Source organism: Arthrobacter sp. AG258 (assembly GCF_004364695.1).
Taxonomy (GTDB): Bacteria; Actinomycetota; Actinomycetes; order Actinomycetales; family Micrococcaceae; genus Arthrobacter.
This window is the reverse complement of record NZ_SOBI01000006.1, coordinates 271,972-287,069: the sequence shown is the minus strand read 5'-3', so window position 1 is coordinate 287,069 and position 15,098 is coordinate 271,972. Positions and strand designations below refer to the sequence as shown.

General features: G+C 67.8%; 10 protein-coding genes. 5 read left to right on the top strand and 5 right to left on the bottom strand.

The genetic code is table 11. The features are described 5' to 3' along the window. Nucleotides 1-45: 45 nt before the first annotated feature. Nucleotides 46-1,212, bottom strand: coding sequence for a resuscitation-promoting factor (locus DFO47_RS14850; protein WP_018762952.1), 1,167 nt, complete (start codon nucleotides 1,210-1,212; stop codon nucleotides 46-48). A gap of 280 nt (nucleotides 1,213-1,492) precedes the next feature. After that, nucleotides 1,493-2,395, bottom strand: coding sequence for a TatD family hydrolase (locus tag DFO47_RS14845; RefSeq protein WP_133832153.1), 903 nt, complete (start codon nucleotides 2,393-2,395; stop codon nucleotides 1,493-1,495). 163 nt (nucleotides 2,396-2,558) lie between these two features. Here DFO47_RS14845 and DFO47_RS14840 point away from each other — a divergent pair, with 163 nt between their 5' ends. The 3 genes from DFO47_RS14840 to DFO47_RS14830 are packed head-to-tail and all read left to right on the top strand — an operon-like array spanning nucleotide 2,559 to nucleotide 7,672. Next, entirely contained in the window at nucleotides 2,559-3,659 is a 1,101-nt protein-coding gene (locus DFO47_RS14840; RefSeq protein WP_133832152.1) for a MoxR family ATPase, read from the top strand. Between the two features lie 9 nt (nucleotides 3,660-3,668). Then, entirely contained in the window at nucleotides 3,669-5,132 is a 1,464-nt protein-coding gene (locus DFO47_RS14835) for a DUF58 domain-containing protein (protein ID WP_133832151.1), read from the top strand. Beyond that, nucleotides 5,129-7,672, top strand: coding sequence for a DUF3488 and transglutaminase-like domain-containing protein (locus DFO47_RS14830; protein ID WP_133832150.1), 2,544 nt, complete (start codon nucleotides 5,129-5,131; stop codon nucleotides 7,670-7,672). Before DFO47_RS14835 ends, DFO47_RS14830 begins: the two co-directional genes overlap by 4 nt. A gap of 61 nt (nucleotides 7,673-7,733) precedes the next feature. Here the strand turns inward: DFO47_RS14830 and DFO47_RS14825 are convergent, their stop codons facing one another. Both DFO47_RS14825 and rsmI read right to left on the bottom strand, forming a co-directional pair. Continuing rightward, nucleotides 7,734-9,233 (bottom strand): NAD-dependent succinate-semialdehyde dehydrogenase, encoded by a 1,500-nt coding sequence (locus tag DFO47_RS14825; RefSeq protein WP_109863442.1) that lies wholly within the window; start codon nucleotides 9,231-9,233, stop codon nucleotides 7,734-7,736. A gap of 183 nt (nucleotides 9,234-9,416) precedes the next feature. After that, nucleotides 9,417-10,292 (bottom strand): 16S rRNA (cytidine(1402)-2'-O)-methyltransferase, encoded by an 876-nt coding sequence (gene rsmI / locus DFO47_RS14820; protein ID WP_109863443.1) that lies wholly within the window; start codon nucleotides 10,290-10,292, stop codon nucleotides 9,417-9,419. A gap of 45 nt (nucleotides 10,293-10,337) precedes the next feature. Here rsmI and DFO47_RS14815 point away from each other — a divergent pair, with 45 nt between their 5' ends. Together DFO47_RS14815 and DFO47_RS14810 are read left to right on the top strand one after the other, a co-directional pair. Next, nucleotides 10,338-12,062 (top strand): phospholipid carrier-dependent glycosyltransferase, encoded by a 1,725-nt coding sequence (locus DFO47_RS14815; protein ID WP_133832149.1) that lies wholly within the window; start codon nucleotides 10,338-10,340, stop codon nucleotides 12,060-12,062. A gap of 67 nt (nucleotides 12,063-12,129) precedes the next feature. Further along, nucleotides 12,130-13,959: an AMP-dependent synthetase/ligase gene (locus DFO47_RS14810; RefSeq protein WP_133832148.1), complete on the top strand. Its 1,830-nt coding sequence runs from the start codon at nucleotides 12,130-12,132 to the stop codon at nucleotides 13,957-13,959. Here DFO47_RS14810 and DFO47_RS14805 read toward each other — a convergent pair. Beyond that, nucleotides 13,950-15,062, bottom strand: a complete 1,113-nt coding sequence (locus DFO47_RS14805; RefSeq protein WP_133832147.1) for a TIGR01906 family membrane protein — start codon at nucleotides 15,060-15,062, stop codon at nucleotides 13,950-13,952. The two genes, DFO47_RS14810 and DFO47_RS14805, sit on opposite strands and share 10 nt — an antisense overlap. Between the last annotated feature and the right edge of the window lie 36 nt (nucleotides 15,063-15,098).

Below are 15,098 nucleotides of genomic sequence, written 5' to 3'. Positions count from 1 at the left end.
TATCCGGGCCCGGCCACGCTGTGGGCGTCGTGTTCGTCCGCTGAATCAGCTGCTGGCTGCCCAGCCGCAACCCCACGGTGAGAGCCCGCGCTGGGCGTAGACGCGGTTGGCGATGTCGATTTGCTGCGCCTTGGTGGCGAGGCTGGCGTTCGGGGCGTACGCGCCGCCGCCTGCTCCGATCCAGGTGCGGATGTCGAACTGGAGGCCGCCGTAGTAGCCGTTGCCGCTGTTGATGCTCCAGTTTCCGCTGGATTCACACTGGGCGATCTTGTCCCACATGGCTTCGTTCATCATGGCCGGCGCCGCTGCCCCGGTGTTGGCGGCTGCTGCCGCGGGCGCCGCCTGGACGGCGGGCTTGGCCTTGGTGCCCACGGTGACCTTTTCGGTTACGGGCTGCACCGCCACGTTCTCGGACACGAGGGTGCGCGACGCTTCCCGGCCGTCAACGAGGACCAGCTTGAAGGTGCGCTCGATCTTTCCGGCCGCCCCGGCCTGGGTCACCTGCTTGTCACCCTTGAGCATGTCGGCGCTCTCGGCGGTGACCGTGTCGAAGGGCACGTCTTCGCTGGTAACGGCAGTCTTGCTGGTGTCCACCCGGGAGACCTTGATGACCATGTTGTTCACCACGTTGGCGTTGGCCGGCTGGGAGGAGCGGTCGCTCGCGCCGAGGGTGACACCGGAATCCTCAAGGACTTTGCCTACGGTTGCGGCAGTCGTGGTGGCGGTGTTCACCTTGCCATCGGCCACGATGCTGACGGTCTTGGGTGTGGAGATGGAGACGTAGGAGCCGGCCAGCGCGAGCGTGGCATCCTTGGGCGCCGAGACGGCCGATGCGCTGGCAACGCCGAGCTCGCTGACGAGGCCTTCCACGTCCTGGGCGGTGGTGTTGACGGTCTTTTCGGCCCCGTCAAGGCTGACCTTGACCTCTTTGGCCTGGTTGACGTTGATGACGGTGCCGTTTTGCACGGATGAATCCAAGGACGGCGATACGCGGTCGCCGGGCTTGAGGTCCAGGTTGGCACTCTTGACCACCTGCGCCACTGTTCCACCAAAGGACTGCACGGACGAGGCTTTGCCGTCCACGTTGAGCGTGATTGTTTTGTTATTGCCCACGAAAGCCACGAGGCCCGCGACGAGGCCGCAGAGCACCAGAAGTTGGGCGCCAACCTTGATATAGCTGAACTTGCCGTCCGTTGTGAAGAACTTGATCACGATTGCCCGTAACTCTAGGTCCATCCGGGCACGGGGAATCGCGCAAGGGAATGCCCGGAACAACCTCAAATAGACCGTCCGGGCATCGATGCACCGCCACACTCCGCGCAGCGGCATGGCCGGGAACTGACGTGCCCGGAGCGGCTGCGAATGGAGCGAAATTATCCGTTGGCCTTCCCCGACCCCGGCTAATAGTTGTCCACTGTAACCGTAGCGTTATAAAGCGACCAACATTTTTGCATACCAGGTATTGCCCAGGATCACGGGACGGGGTGGGATTTCAGGTCCAGGATCCGTATGCCCGCACGGTATTTTCACTGATGGTGTTGCACAGCCCGGCGAGGTCGGAGCCTGTCAATTCTGCCATGGCCCGGACCGTGTACGGGACCATGTAGCTGGCATTTGGCCGCCCCCGGTGCGGATGCGGGGTCAGGAACGGCGCATCTGTTTCCACCATGATGAGTTGGCGGTCGGCGGCGGCGAGCGCGGCCCGAAGATTCGCGGCGTTCTTGAAGGTCAGGGTCCCGGCGAAGGACATCCACCAGCCCTGGTCGTTGCAGGTCCTGGCAAGCTCCTCGTCGCCGGAGAAGCAGTGGAACACCACCCTCCCCGGGGCGCCTTCCTCCCTCAGCACCCGCACCACGTCGCCGTGTGCGTCCCGGTCGTGGATCTGGAGGGTGAGGTCCAGGCGCTTGGCGATGTCGATGTGGCGCCGGAACGAGTGCTCCTGGTGGCGCAGTCCTTCGCCTTCCGTGCGGTAGAAGTCCAGCCCCGTCTCGCCGATCGCGCGGATCCGCGGATGCGCCGCGAGGCGTTCGATCTCTGCCAGGGCCGCCTCAAGTTCGCCCCTGGCGGCATAGTGCGGAGCATCGTTGGGATGGAGGGCCACGGCGCCCAGGAGACGGTGGTCCTGGTCCAAGGCTTCCACCGTGAACCGCGACGACGCCAGGTCGCAGCCCACCTGGACCGCTCCCTGGACCCCCACGGCCGCTGCGGCATCAAGCGCGGCCTTGATTCCCACCGGCGCCGTTCCATCAGGAAAGTCCAGGTGGGTGTGGTTGTCCATCACGGGTACAGGCAACGGTTCAGGCGCGGGCGGATACTGCTTGCGGGGCGGAGCTTCCGGGTCCAAGGGGCCTGTGTCAGGTGCCCGGTAGGCGGCGGGAGTCAGCGGATTGCACATCCACCCAGCCTATCCGCCGAAAGCGGTGGCATATTTGCCGGAACTCTCTGTCAGGCACGGCAGTTGTGTTAGTAGTCTGGAACGAACACACGCGCACGCCCACCGACGGGCGAAGGCAGGCTTGCTGTCCCGTCCAGGTGAAACCCGGGCTGAAAGGTTGCCGATGGAACCCCACCGACGCACTGCCAACAATGGGAGCGCACCGAACCTCAACCTGGCCGGCGTCGCGGATGCCGTCAGCCGGCTGAACGGGCACCGGGCCGCCGCCATGGACCCGGAGTCGTTCCATGAAGCGGCCCAACGCATCCTTACCACCGTCAACACGGTGATCGACGGCAAATCGGATGCCGCCAAGCTGGCGCTGACTGTCCTGCTCGCACAGGGCCACCTGCTGCTGGAGGACGTGCCCGGCGTCGGAAAAACCCTCCTCGCCAAGACGCTCGCCCGGACCATCGACTGCACCGTCAACCGCATCCAGTTCACCCCCGACCTGCTGCCCTCGGACGTCACCGGGGTGTCCATTTACAACCAGGCCTCCCGGCTCTTTGAATTCCGGCCCGGCGCCGTGTTCGCGAACATCGTGATCGGCGATGAAATCAACCGCGCCTCCGCCAAGACCCAGTCCGCCCTGCTGGAATGCATGGAGGAGCACCAGGTGACGGTGGACGGCAACACGTACAGGCTCGATGAACCCTTCATGGTGGTGGCCACCCAGAATCCCATCGAGATGGAAGGGACGTACCCCCTGCCCGAGGCCCAGCGGGACCGCTTCATGGCCAGGATCTCCATGGGCTATCCGGACAAGGAAGCCGAGATCGAAATGCTTGAGACCCACCAGGCGGTATCGCCGCTGGCCGCCGTCAGCCCGGTGGTGACGGCATCTGACGTGGCGTCGATGACCACCACCGTCCAGCAGGTCTTCGTGTCCGAAGCCGTGAAGGAATACACGGTGTCACTGGGCCGCGCCACCCGGGAAAGTCCGCTGCTCCGCTTGGGGGCGAGCCCCCGTTCCATGCTCCAGCTGCTGCGTGCGGCCAAAGCCACGGCTGCGTTGGACGGAAGGGATTTTGTCCTGCCGGACGATGTCGCAGGCGTCGCCGAGGCCGTGCTGGCACACCGGATCATCGTCGAGCGCAAGGCTGCCGGCGCTGGCGAAAACCCGCACAGCGTCCTGCAGGGAATCCTCTCGCGCCTGCCCGTTCCGCAGGCGCCCCCGGGCCAGGCGACGCGGCCCGCGGCGGCGGCCGGCGGCAGGAACCGCTAGGGGCGGACCATGGCGTTCCTGGACAAGCTTCCCCGGCACCTGTTCACCAGGCGTGGCTGGGGCATGCTTGCCGCCGGGGCGTTCGCACTGGCCGCCGCGCAGGTCATGGGGCGCCGGGACCTGTTAACGCTGGCGCTGCTGCTGTTGGTGCTGCCGCTGGTGTCCCTGGCAGGAATCCGGCTGGTGAAACCGAAATTCCGGGTGTACCGCGAGTTCAATCCCTCACCCGTGGAAACATCCGCGCCAACCATCGTCCATTTGGCGGTGGGCAGGACGGGCCCGGGAACCGGCCAGGTGATCATGGAGGAGCGCCTGCCCCCGCACTTCGGCCAGGCGCCGGCTTTCCGGTTTCCTTCCCGTTCCGCAACTGGCGGCACCAGCCGCTACGAATACCACTTGACGTCCGGCTACCGCGGCTTGTTCCGGATCGGGCCGGTCACGGCGGAGTTCACCGACCCGTTCGGACTGTCGCTGCACCGCCAGGCCATCGACGACGGCGACATCCTCACCGTGACGCCGGCCGCCGTCGTGCTGCCTGCCACGGCGCTGGACGGAGCGCGGGGCAACGACGGCGTCACCGCCACGCGCACCCGCGCAAATCCGAGCGACGACGACGTCATGACCCGCGAATACCGGCACGGGGATCCCATGCGCCGGGTCCACTGGGCCGCTACGGCGAGGCACGGCGAGCTCATGGTCCGCCAGGAGGAATCCGTCACCACGCCGGAAGCCACCATCATCCTGGATCACCGTTCCGCTGCCTTCGGCGGCCCCTCCGGGATGACGATGCCAGGGCTGCCGGGGCGACACGGGCACGGACTGGCCACCAGCGAGACATTCGAATGGTCGGTCGTCGCCGCCATGTCCGTCAGCGCCCACTTGGCTGAACGCAACTACAGCCTCCGGATCCTCGATGCCGGCGGCAACCCGGCTTTCCTGCATTCACCGTCGTCCCCGGAACCTGGGGCCGACGAGTTCAGTGGCACCTCCGGGCTGCAGTCCATAGCCGAGAGCCTCGCCGCGGTCCATCTGTCCGGGCCATCCCACACTCGGCGGGACACTGCGGCCCGGGACGCCCAGGGCCGGAGCAGCCGGCGCCGGGCCGCCGGCGGAGGGCAGCCTCCGGGCGCGGACCAGGAGCCACCGGCCTTTGACGACCACCTGATGGACAAACTGGGCGCACACAGGATGCGCGGACCGTTGATCGCCGTGCTGGGAAGGATCAGTGCCGAGGAGGCGACGGCGTTGGCGCCGGCCGCAGCCTACGGAACCAACGCATTCGCCCTCCTGGCCGTGGACAAGCCGGCTGACTTCCACGGCGTGTTGGACGTGCTGCGGCAGAACGGCTGGCGCGCTGCCGCCGTGACGCCGCGTACCGCTCTGGCGGCGGCCTGGGGACAGTTCGACGAAGACCCTGCCGTGCCCGTGGCCCCTGCGTCCGAGGTCCGCCGTGGAGCAGGAGTAGCCACATGACAATGGCACCAGCCCGGCCTTCAGGCATCGGGAATGAAGCCCGCAACCAGCCCGAACCGCCGGCCCGGCGTCCGCAGGCCGGCGCTTATCCGTGGGCCATGGCGTTGGCGATTTCGGTGGCTGTCTGCGGAGCGGCCTTGTCTCTAAACGGCGTCCTTCGGGGCTGGAACTGGTTCTGGCCCGTCCTGACCACCGTGCTGACGGTCAGCGTGGCCCTGGCGGCCCTGCGTTCGGTCCGAGCCCAGCCCCTCCTGGTCACGGCAGGCGGATTCATCTCACTGGCTGCCGTCCTCACGCTGACGTTCTTCCGCGGCTCAAGTTTCCTGTGGCTTATTCCGACCGGCGCCACGCTCCCCGACCTTGACCGGTTGATGCGGCGGGCCAGCGAAACCGTCCTGTCGGAGACAGCGCCGGTGGCTCCCAACGCCGGAATCGTGATGGTGGTCTGTGCGGTGCTGGGCCTCGCCGTCATCCTGGTCGACGCCCTGGCCGTGCCCCTCCGCATGCCCGCCGCCTCAGGGGTTGGCCTGCTGGCGCTGCTGGTGGTTCCCGCCATGATCAAGCCCCAGAGCGTGGGCGTGTGGAGCTTCGCTGCCACGGCGGCCGGGTACCTGCTGATCCTGGCCTGCAGCCAGCGGTTTGCCCCGGACGGACGGCTCCAGTCCGGCGCGCCCCGCAGCCCCGGCCTGGCAAGGCGGGCAGCCCTGACCGGAGCCGCGGCCATGGTGGCCACCCTGCTGCTGCCCCTGGCGATTCCCGGTTTCGACCAAGGCACGTTCCCGCAGGGGTCCAGGCTCAACCCGTGGGGCGGCGCCACCGGCCTGAACCCGATGATCACGCTGGGCAGCAGCCTGCGCGCACCGGACGGGAGCGGTCGGATCACCTATGCCACGAATTCCCCCACGCCGCTCTACCTGCGTTCTGTCACCGTGGACAATTTCGACGGCGACTCGTGGGGTCCGGATGACCGCACCGCGTCCCGGGTCCCGCTGGACGGGCGGATCGATCCCGGTTACGCAGTCCTCGCGGACGAGCAGGTGCGCCTGGTCACCGCCGTCGACACCGGTTCCTTCACCAGCCCCTACCTGCCGGTCCCATATGCGCCCGAAACCATCCGGGGCCTCGGCGGCGAGTGGACCTGGGACCCCGCCACCCTCAGCATCAAGGGCACCGACACCACCACCCGGCGCCAGGAGTACGTCGTGACGTCGACCGAGCCAAAGCTCTCGGCCGCGCTCCTCGCCCAGGCGTCCGGCCCCGTCCGGGGAATCCCTGACGATTTCAGCCGGATCCCGGGAAATGTCCCGGACATCGTCAAGGCCACCGCCAAGACGGTGGCCGGCGCTGCAGGGACGCCGTACCAGAAAGCGATGGCCCTCCAGAGATACCTGCGCTCGTCCGAGTTCACCTATTCCCTCCAGTCCCCGGTCCAGGGCGGCTATGACGGGAACGGGCTCTCTGTCCTGGCGGATTTCCTGCAGCAAAAGAGCGGATACTGCATCCACTACGCCTCCGCCATGGCCGTGATGGCGCGGCTGGAAGGAATCCCCAGCAGGATTGCCGTGGGATATGCCCCGGGCCGGTTGACCGGGGCGACCATAACCGTGGCCGGGCAGGGTGCGCTCCCGGAATACGAAGCGGACGCCCGTGACGCCCACGCGTGGCCCGAGCTGTACTTCCAGGGCCTGGGCTGGGTGCCGTTCGAACCTACGCCGTCGCGGGGCGTGGTCCCGGACTACGCCACCGACGCGCCGGTGCCCGCCGTCCCGGATACCCTGGGCAACAATGACGGCCTCGTCCCTGACGCTGCCCCGGCGCCCTCCGCTACCCCGAGCGCCACGGCCTTGCCGCTCCCCGGCGGGACGGGCGGCGGCGAGGGCGGTTCGGCCGGCGTGTTGCCGTGGCTCCTCGGGACCGCAGGCGTGCTGGGCGCCTTGCTCCTGGCAGCCGCGCCGCACCTGGTCCGTTCCGGGACCAGGACGCGCCGGTTGAATCCGAGGTCCCCGGGCCAGGCCGTCCCGTTGGCGTGGAACGAGCTGACGGACCTTGGCATCGATTACGGCGTTCGAGCCGCACCCAGCGAGACTCCACGGGCGTATTCCGCCAGGTTCCGGCAAACACTGCTGGGTGAACCCGGCGGGTTGGACCATGAAGCGCACCAGGCCGTGGCGTTCCTGACATCCGCCTTCGAGCACCACCGGTATGGCCGGCCGGACAACAGCTCCCCGGCAACCAGCCTGCGGGGTCACCCTGCCGGCCAGGACATCCAGGCCGGGGTCGCCGCGGTCGTGGACTCCCTCCGGCAGAACGCCACCCTGCCGCACCGCCTGCGGGCGGAGTGGCTTCCGCCGTCCGTCATCCGCCGCTTGGGCCTGCTGCTGGGCCTGCCGTTCCGGGCAGCCGGCAGCGGCATCCGGAAAGCCGCCCGTGCGGCCACCCATTCCCGAAAGAGCCGTGCCGCCGCAACGTCCGGGGCACCGGTGGCGGGGCGTCGGGAAGCAGCGGCGGACGACGGCGTTCGCGGGCCGGGCAGGGGCTGAACGCAAAAGTGCCGGCCGGGAAAGATCCCGGCCGGCACGTGCGTCATGGGAACCGCCGAAGCTATCCCGCGTAGGGGTCGGCGATGCCGATGTACTGGGTGTAGAGGTACTCCTCGATGCCTTCGAGTCCGCCTTCGCGTCCCAGGCCGGACTGCTTGACGCCGCCGAACGGTGCGGCAGCGTTGGAGATCACGCCGGCGTTCAAGCCGAGCATGCCCGTCTCGAGCCGCTCACCCATCCGGAGGCCGCGGTTGAGGTCCTTGGTGAAGACGTACGCCACCAGCCCGTACTCGGTGTTGTTGGCCAGCCGCACGGCCTCGTCCTCGGTGGAGAAGGTGATGATCGGGGCGACAGGCCCGAAGATCTCCTCCGAGAGGATACGGGTGCCTTCGGAGACGCCGGACAGGATGGTGGGCTGGTAGAAGTAGCCCGGGCCCTCGACCGGTGCCCCGCCCAGCACCGCCTTGGCGCCGGAGGCGACGGCGTCGGAGACCAGTTCGTGGACCTTGTCCCGGCTCTTGGCATCGATCAGCGGGCCCACCTTGGACTCGGGTTCGGTGCCGCGGGCGGTGGTCATGTCCTTCATCTTCGCCGCGAACTTCTCGGCGAATTCGGCGGCCACGGATTCGTGCACGATGAACCGGTTGGCTGCGGTGCAGGCCTCACCCATGTTGCGCAGCTTCGCCAGCATCGCACCGGTCACGGCCGCGTCCAGGTCCGCGTCCTCGAAAACCAGGAACGGGGCGTTCCCACCCAGTTCCATGGAGGTGCGAAGCACAGTTCCGGAGGCGTCGGAGAGCAGCCGGCGGCCCACCTCGGTGGAACCGGTGAAGGAGAGCTTACGCAGCCGGGAGTCCTTGATCAGGGCCCCGGTGGTCTCTCCGGCCGTGGAGGTGGGGATGAGGTTCAGGACCCCGGCGGGCAGGCCGGCCTCCTGCATGACGGCGGCGAACAGCTGGGACGTCAGCGGCGTCAGGTTGGCGGACTTCAGCACCATGGTGCAGCCTGCGGCCACCGCCGGGGCGATCTTGCGGGTGGCCATGGCCAGCGGGAAGTTCCACGGAGTGATCAGCAGGCAGGGGCCTACCGGCTTCTTGGTCACCAGCAGCCGGGACTTGCCGTCCGGGGAGACCGAGTACCGGCCGAAGGCCCGGACGGCTTCTTCGGAGAACCAGCGCAGGAATTCGGCTCCGTAGGTGACTTCACCGCGGGCTTCTGCCAGCGGCTTGCCCATCTCCAGGGTCATCAGCAGCGCAAAGTCCTCGGCCCGTTCGGTGACCAGCTCGAAAGCGCGGCGGAGGATTTCACCGCGTTCACGCGGGGGCACCTTGGCCCAGGATTCCTGGGCCGCAGCGGCAGCGTCCAAGGCCGCAGCGGCATCGTCCGCGCCGGCGTCGGCAATGCTCAGCAGCACCTTGCCGGTGGCGGGATCCTCGACGTCGAACGTCTTGCCTGAGGCGGCGTCGCGCCACTCACCGTTGATAAGCAGCCCGGTGGGAACAGAGGCCAAAAGCCGGGTTTCGCGCTCGGCGGTAACGGCCGGCTGTGCAGTGACAGTCACGATGACTCCCTCGTCAGTAGGGTTTCTGGCAGCCCCGCGCCGCGGCCGGAGTGACCGGGATCATTGGGCTGATTAACAGCCAGACTACTGCGGGCCCCTCCCCCGGTCTACGCCGTTGCGCACTGCCACATCAGCCCCACGCTGTGCATCTGCACAGATTCGAAGGCATGCCGGGAGAGGCTGCTACCGGGCGGCGAGCACTGCCGAGTAGAGCTCGCGCTTGCTGACCCGGACGTCCTCGGCCACGGCGGCAACCGCTTCCTTCAACCTGATGCCTTGGGCCACCAGCTCGTTGACGGCGGCCACATGGTCCTCCGGCTTGCCCGCCGCCTGTTCCGGAGCCCCGCCGAGGACAACAGCGATCTCGCCGCGGACCTCGTTCTCTTCGGCCCACTGGAGCAGTTCGCCGGTGGTTCCCCGGATCACTTCCTCGTACGTCTTGGTCAGTTCCCGGCACACCGCGATGGGCCGGTCCGGACCGAACCGTTCGCGCAGCGCCCGGAGCATGGCTTCGAGGCGGTGCGGAGCTTCGAAGAACACCATGGTGCGGCGTTCCGCGGCGAGGTCGGCCAGGCGCGACGCGCGTTCGCCGGCCTTACGTGGGAGGAAACCTTCAAAGCAGAACCTGTCCGTGGGCAGGCCGGACAGGGCCAGTGCCGTGAGGACCGCGGAGGGACCCGGGACGGCGGTGACTGGAAGCCCGGCCGCGATGGCGCCCTCCACCAGCCGGAAGCCGGGGTCCGAGACGGCCGGCATGCCTGCGTCGGTCACCATGACCAGCGTGCTGCCGGCCCGCACCTGGTCAAGGAGCTCTGCCGTCCTGGTCGCCTCATTGTGTTCGTGGTAGCTGATGACGCGGCCGGACACTTCCACGCCCAGGCTCTGGACCAGGCGGTGCAAGCGCCGGGTGTCCTCTGCCGCCACGATGTCGGCGGTACCCAGCAGTTCCACGAGCCGGGCAGAGGCATCACCGGTATTCCCGATCGGGGTGGCGGCAAGGACGATCCGTCCCGTCGTTGACGGGCCTGGATCAGGAAGGGGGCTGGGGTTCGGGTCCACCCGTCAAGCCTACTGCTGCCGGGTCTTCCAGCCGCAAAAGGTAGCATGGGGCTCGTGACGCAGACCTCGACGCGGCCGGCCGGCGCCGGTGAACCCACCCCGCCGCCCTCCCCGGCCGCAGCCGCGGTAACTGCTACGGAGCGCGGGGAACACGCCCTTCGGTGGGTCAGCCGGCCGGAGGAGGCGTTCACCGTCCAGGCCCTGACGGCACGGCTCCTGGGCGCACACGCATCCTGGCGGGACCACCCGGCGTCCCTGCGACTGTGGTTCATCCTGGTTCCGGTCCTGACGGCGCTCATCGGCGGGGTCCTCCGGTTCGTGCGGCTCGAGGTACCGCACAAGCTGGTCTTCGACGAGACCTACTACGTCAAGGACGCCTACTCCTACCTCATCAGCGGCTATGAGCGCAGCTGGCCGGACAAAGCCAACGACTCGTTCAATACCGGCAATCCGGACGTCCTGCTGAATACGCCCGAATACGTGGTGCACCCGCCGGTGGGCAAGTGGATGATCGCGGCAGGTATGTGGCTCTTCGGGCCGGAGAACCCCTTCGGCTGGCGCTTCGCCGCGGCGCTCACGGGAACCCTCACGGTGTTGCTCGTCTCGCTGATCGCCTTGAAACTGTTCCGTTCGCTTCCGCTGGCGGGCGCGGCCGGACTGCTCCTCGCCGTCGACGGCCACCACCTTGTCATGTCCCGCACATCGCTGCTGGACGTCTTCCTGGCGTTCTGGATCCTTGCAGCATTCGGCGCCCTGCTCATGGACCGGGACGACGGGCGCCGCCGGCTGGCGGCCCGGCTGGCGCGGATTGCTGCCGCGCACGGCGGACAGCCGCCGGGCGGGGCACTGCTGGCCGGGCCATGGCTTGGCGTCCGCTGGTGGCGGATCGCCGCCGGGATCTGCCTTGGCCTGGCAGTGGGCACCAAGTGGTCCGGCCTCTTCTTCCTCGCAGGGTTCGGCATCCTCACGGTGCTGTGGGACCTGAACGCACGCCGGGTCGCGGGCATCCGCGGCTGGATCAGTGGCGGTGTCCTCCGGGACGGCATTCCGGCCTTCGCCGCGTTGGTACCCGTTGCCGGTATCGTCTACTCGGCCACGTGGACCGGCTGGTTCCTCTCGGACAACGCCTACTTCCGCCATTGGGCCGAGAGCAACCCTTCCACCGAATGGGGCTGGCTCCCGGACTCCGTCAGGTCCCTCATCCACTACCACCTCGAAGCGTACAAATTCCATCAGGGCCTGAGCTCAGAGCACCCGTACCAGGCGAGTCCCTGGAGCTGGCTGGTGATGGGACGGCCGACGTCGTTCTTCTATGAATCCCCGCCACAGGGCACCCCGGGCTGCACTGTGGAGAAGTGCACCACCGCCATCCTGTCCGTGGGCAACCCCCTGATCTGGTGGGCGGCGGCCATCTCGCTGGCGGTCCTGCTGTTCTGGTGGGCGGGCCGCCGGGACTGGCGCGCGGGCGCAGTTCTGGCGGGCGTGGCAGCCGGATACCTGCCGTGGTTCATGTACCCCGAGCGCACCATGTTCTACTTCTACGCGGTGTCCTTTGAGCCGTTCCTGATCCTTGCCCTGGCGTATTGCCTGGGCTTGGTGCTGGGCCGCGCCACGGACCCGCCCTGGCGGCGGCGCTCCGGCCTGTACCTGGTGGCGCTCTACCTGGCCGCCGCAATCCTGCTGTCGGCGTTCTTCTACCCGATCTGGACCGCCGAGGTCATCCCCTATGTCGACTGGAAAGTCCGGATGTGGATGCCGTCCTGGATCTAGGGCAGGATGGCACTAGAGACCTGTTGGAGCCGCCGCCGCGGCGTGGCAGCGGAAACGGAGACCTGCTGTGAGAGAAGCGAGCACGGAACTGCTGGTTGAGCTTGATGCCAACAGCAACGTGACTGACCTGCTGCTGGAGCAGCATGCCGCAAACCCCGCCCACGCGCTGTACCGGCGCAAGGGCCCAAACGGTTGGGTGGATGTTTCCGCGCAGAAGTTCCTCCAGGACGTCAGCGCGCTGGCCAAGGGGCTCATCGCCGGCGGCCTTGAACCCGGCGACACGGTGGCGGTGATGGCCCGCACCTCCTACGAGTGGACCCTGGTGGATTTCGCCATCTGGTTCGCCGGCGGCGTTACGGTGCCGATCTACGAAACGTCATCCGCCAGCCAGGTGGAGTGGATCATCCAGGACGCGGGAGTCCGCCGCGTGTTCGCCGGCGACCATGCGACGGTGCAGCTCGTGGCCGGAGTCCTGGCAGGTTCCGACGTCCTCAGGGACCGCCTGGTCAACGTGGTGCGGATGGATTACGACGGCGAGGCCCCGGACCTTGCCAGCCTTGCCGCGGCCGGCGCCGGCGTCAGCGACACCGAGCTGGAAAGGCAGCGCAGCCACGCCGGCCTGGCCGACCTCGCGTCCCTGGTGTACACGTCGGGCACCACCGGCAAGCCCAAAGGATGTGAGATCACGCACGGGAACTTCGCGCTGGTGGCCAAGAACATCGTCGCTTTCCTGCCGGAAATCCTGCAGCAAGGCCAGCCCCGCACACTGATGTTCCTTCCGTTGGCCCATGTGCTGGCCCGGGCCGTGCAGGTGGTGTGCCTCACCGCGGGGGCCACCCTGGGGCACACCCCGGGCGCGGCACAGCTGCTGGAGGACCTGGGTTCGTTCCGGCCAACGTTCCTTTTGGTGGTGCCGCGGATCTTCGAGAAGGTCCGGGCAACGGCGGCCCATAAGGCCGCGGTTGCGGGCAAGGGCCGGCTGTTCGACGCGGCCTCGAACGCAGCGATCGAATACTCAAAGGAGCAAGACCGGCAGAACCGGGGCGAGGGACCAGGCCCTGGGCTGCTCAACCGCGTGCGGCACGGACTGTTTGACCGGCTGGTCTATCCCCGGCTGCGGCAGGCGCTGGGCGGCGAGGTGGGATACACGGTGTCGGGGGCCAGTCCCCTGGCTTTGGAGGACGCACACTTCTTCCGGGGCGTGGGCATTCCCGTCCTGGAAGGCTACGGGCTGACCGAAACCACGGCACCGTGCACGGCCAACACGCCGACCCGCACCAAGGTGGGAACGGTGGGGATCCCCGTTCCGGGTACCACCATCCGGGTGGCCGAAGACGGAGAGATCCTGGTCAAGGGAATTGGCGTGTTCCGTGGCTATCACGCAAACCCGGCCGCGAACGCGGAGGCGTTCGTGGATGGTTTCTTCCGGACCGGGGACCTTGGTGTGCTGGATAAGGACGGTTTCCTCACCGTCACCGGCCGGAAAAAGGACCTGCTGGTCACCGCGGGCGGCAAGAATGTGGCGCCTGGGCCGCTGGAAGAGAAGATTCGGACCCATCAGCTGGTGGGGCATGCGGTGCTGGTGGGAGACGGGAAGCCGTTCGTGTCCGCTTTGCTTACCCTTGACCCGGAAGGCGTGGCCAACTGGCGGGAGGAGCGTGGCCTCCCGCCGCTCCCCCTCAGCGAGGCAACCAGCGATCCCCAGGTCCTCGCCGCCGTCCAGGAAGCGGTGGACCTGGCCAACCAGCTGGTGTCCAAAGCCGAGTCAGTGCGCACCTTTACGCTTCTCAACACCGAGTTCACGGTGGAGTCCGGACACCTGACGCCATCACTGAAACTCAAGCGGGCCGCCGTGGTCCAGCAGTATGAGGCGGAGATCGCCAGGATTTACGGCTGATCCGCCGGCACCGGCTCCTCGGCGTCCGTGTCCTCCCGGACAATACCGCGGCGGCGACGCGTGGGCCAGGTGAGCACCAGCGTGATGATGGATGCCAGGAGCACCATGCCGCCGATGCCGATGCCGGCGTCGATCCAGAACTGGCTCGGGAACAGCCGGATCAGGGTGTCATCCAGGCTGAAGGTCCAGGACCCGTCGGCAAAGAAGATCCGGTGGAATTCGGTGAAGAACTGCTGCCAGCCCAAGGCTGCCAGCGTGCCCAGGCCCAGGATCAGGACGAGGGTAATGATCGAACCGGCGAAGAGGGCGCGACGGATTCCGCCGGTGCTGCGCCTGCGCAGGTACACGAGGGCGATCAGGGCGAGGATGAGCAGCGCGGTGCCGGCGCCGAAGGTGGAGAGGATGACCGTCTTGACGTCAGCCATGTGGCTGACCTCGCCGTCCTTGAAGAGCTTTTCGCCGCCGCGCTGCACCAGGTCTCCCAGGTACCGCGGGCCGGCCCAGTTACTCAGGTAGTCAACGGCGTAGGAGCCGTAGGTCATCCTGTCGTCAGTGCTGAAGCCGTATCCGTCGCCGGGGAAACCGGGACGGTTGTATTCCACCCAGAGGAAAAGCGGGCTGGTCACTGCCCGGACGGCCAGGATGAGGAGGATGAAGGGGTAGATGACGGCCAGCAGGACCTGCATGACGCGGGGGGCAACCGGTTTGGCGTTCGCGGCGCTTTCGCGCTGGGCGTTGCGGCGCTCCACTTCTTCCTCGGGCGGACGGACGTGCAGGGCGGAGGTGGGAAGCGGTTCCTTGAAGACCTGGCCGGCTGAGCCGCGCGGCTCCTTAACGGATGTCCCGGCCGCCGCCTGCGGGGACCCGTCGGCCGAAGATCCCGTGCCGGAGGAGCCGACGGCGGATTCCGCCGCCCGGCGGCCCGCCCTGCTGTCCGCCTGCGGTGCTTTGGTTTCCTGTACAGCGTCTTCCCGGCCGGAAGTCTTACCACCGGCAGGTGTCAGCCAGGAAAACGCGGGCTCGTCGGAATCCCCGGAGGTGTCCAGGATCGGTTCCGGCTGCGGCGCTTCGCTTTTGGCGCGGGCCGGTGTTTCGTCGTTCACAGCAGCGTCACTTCCGTCAGGTTCCGCACCGGTCCA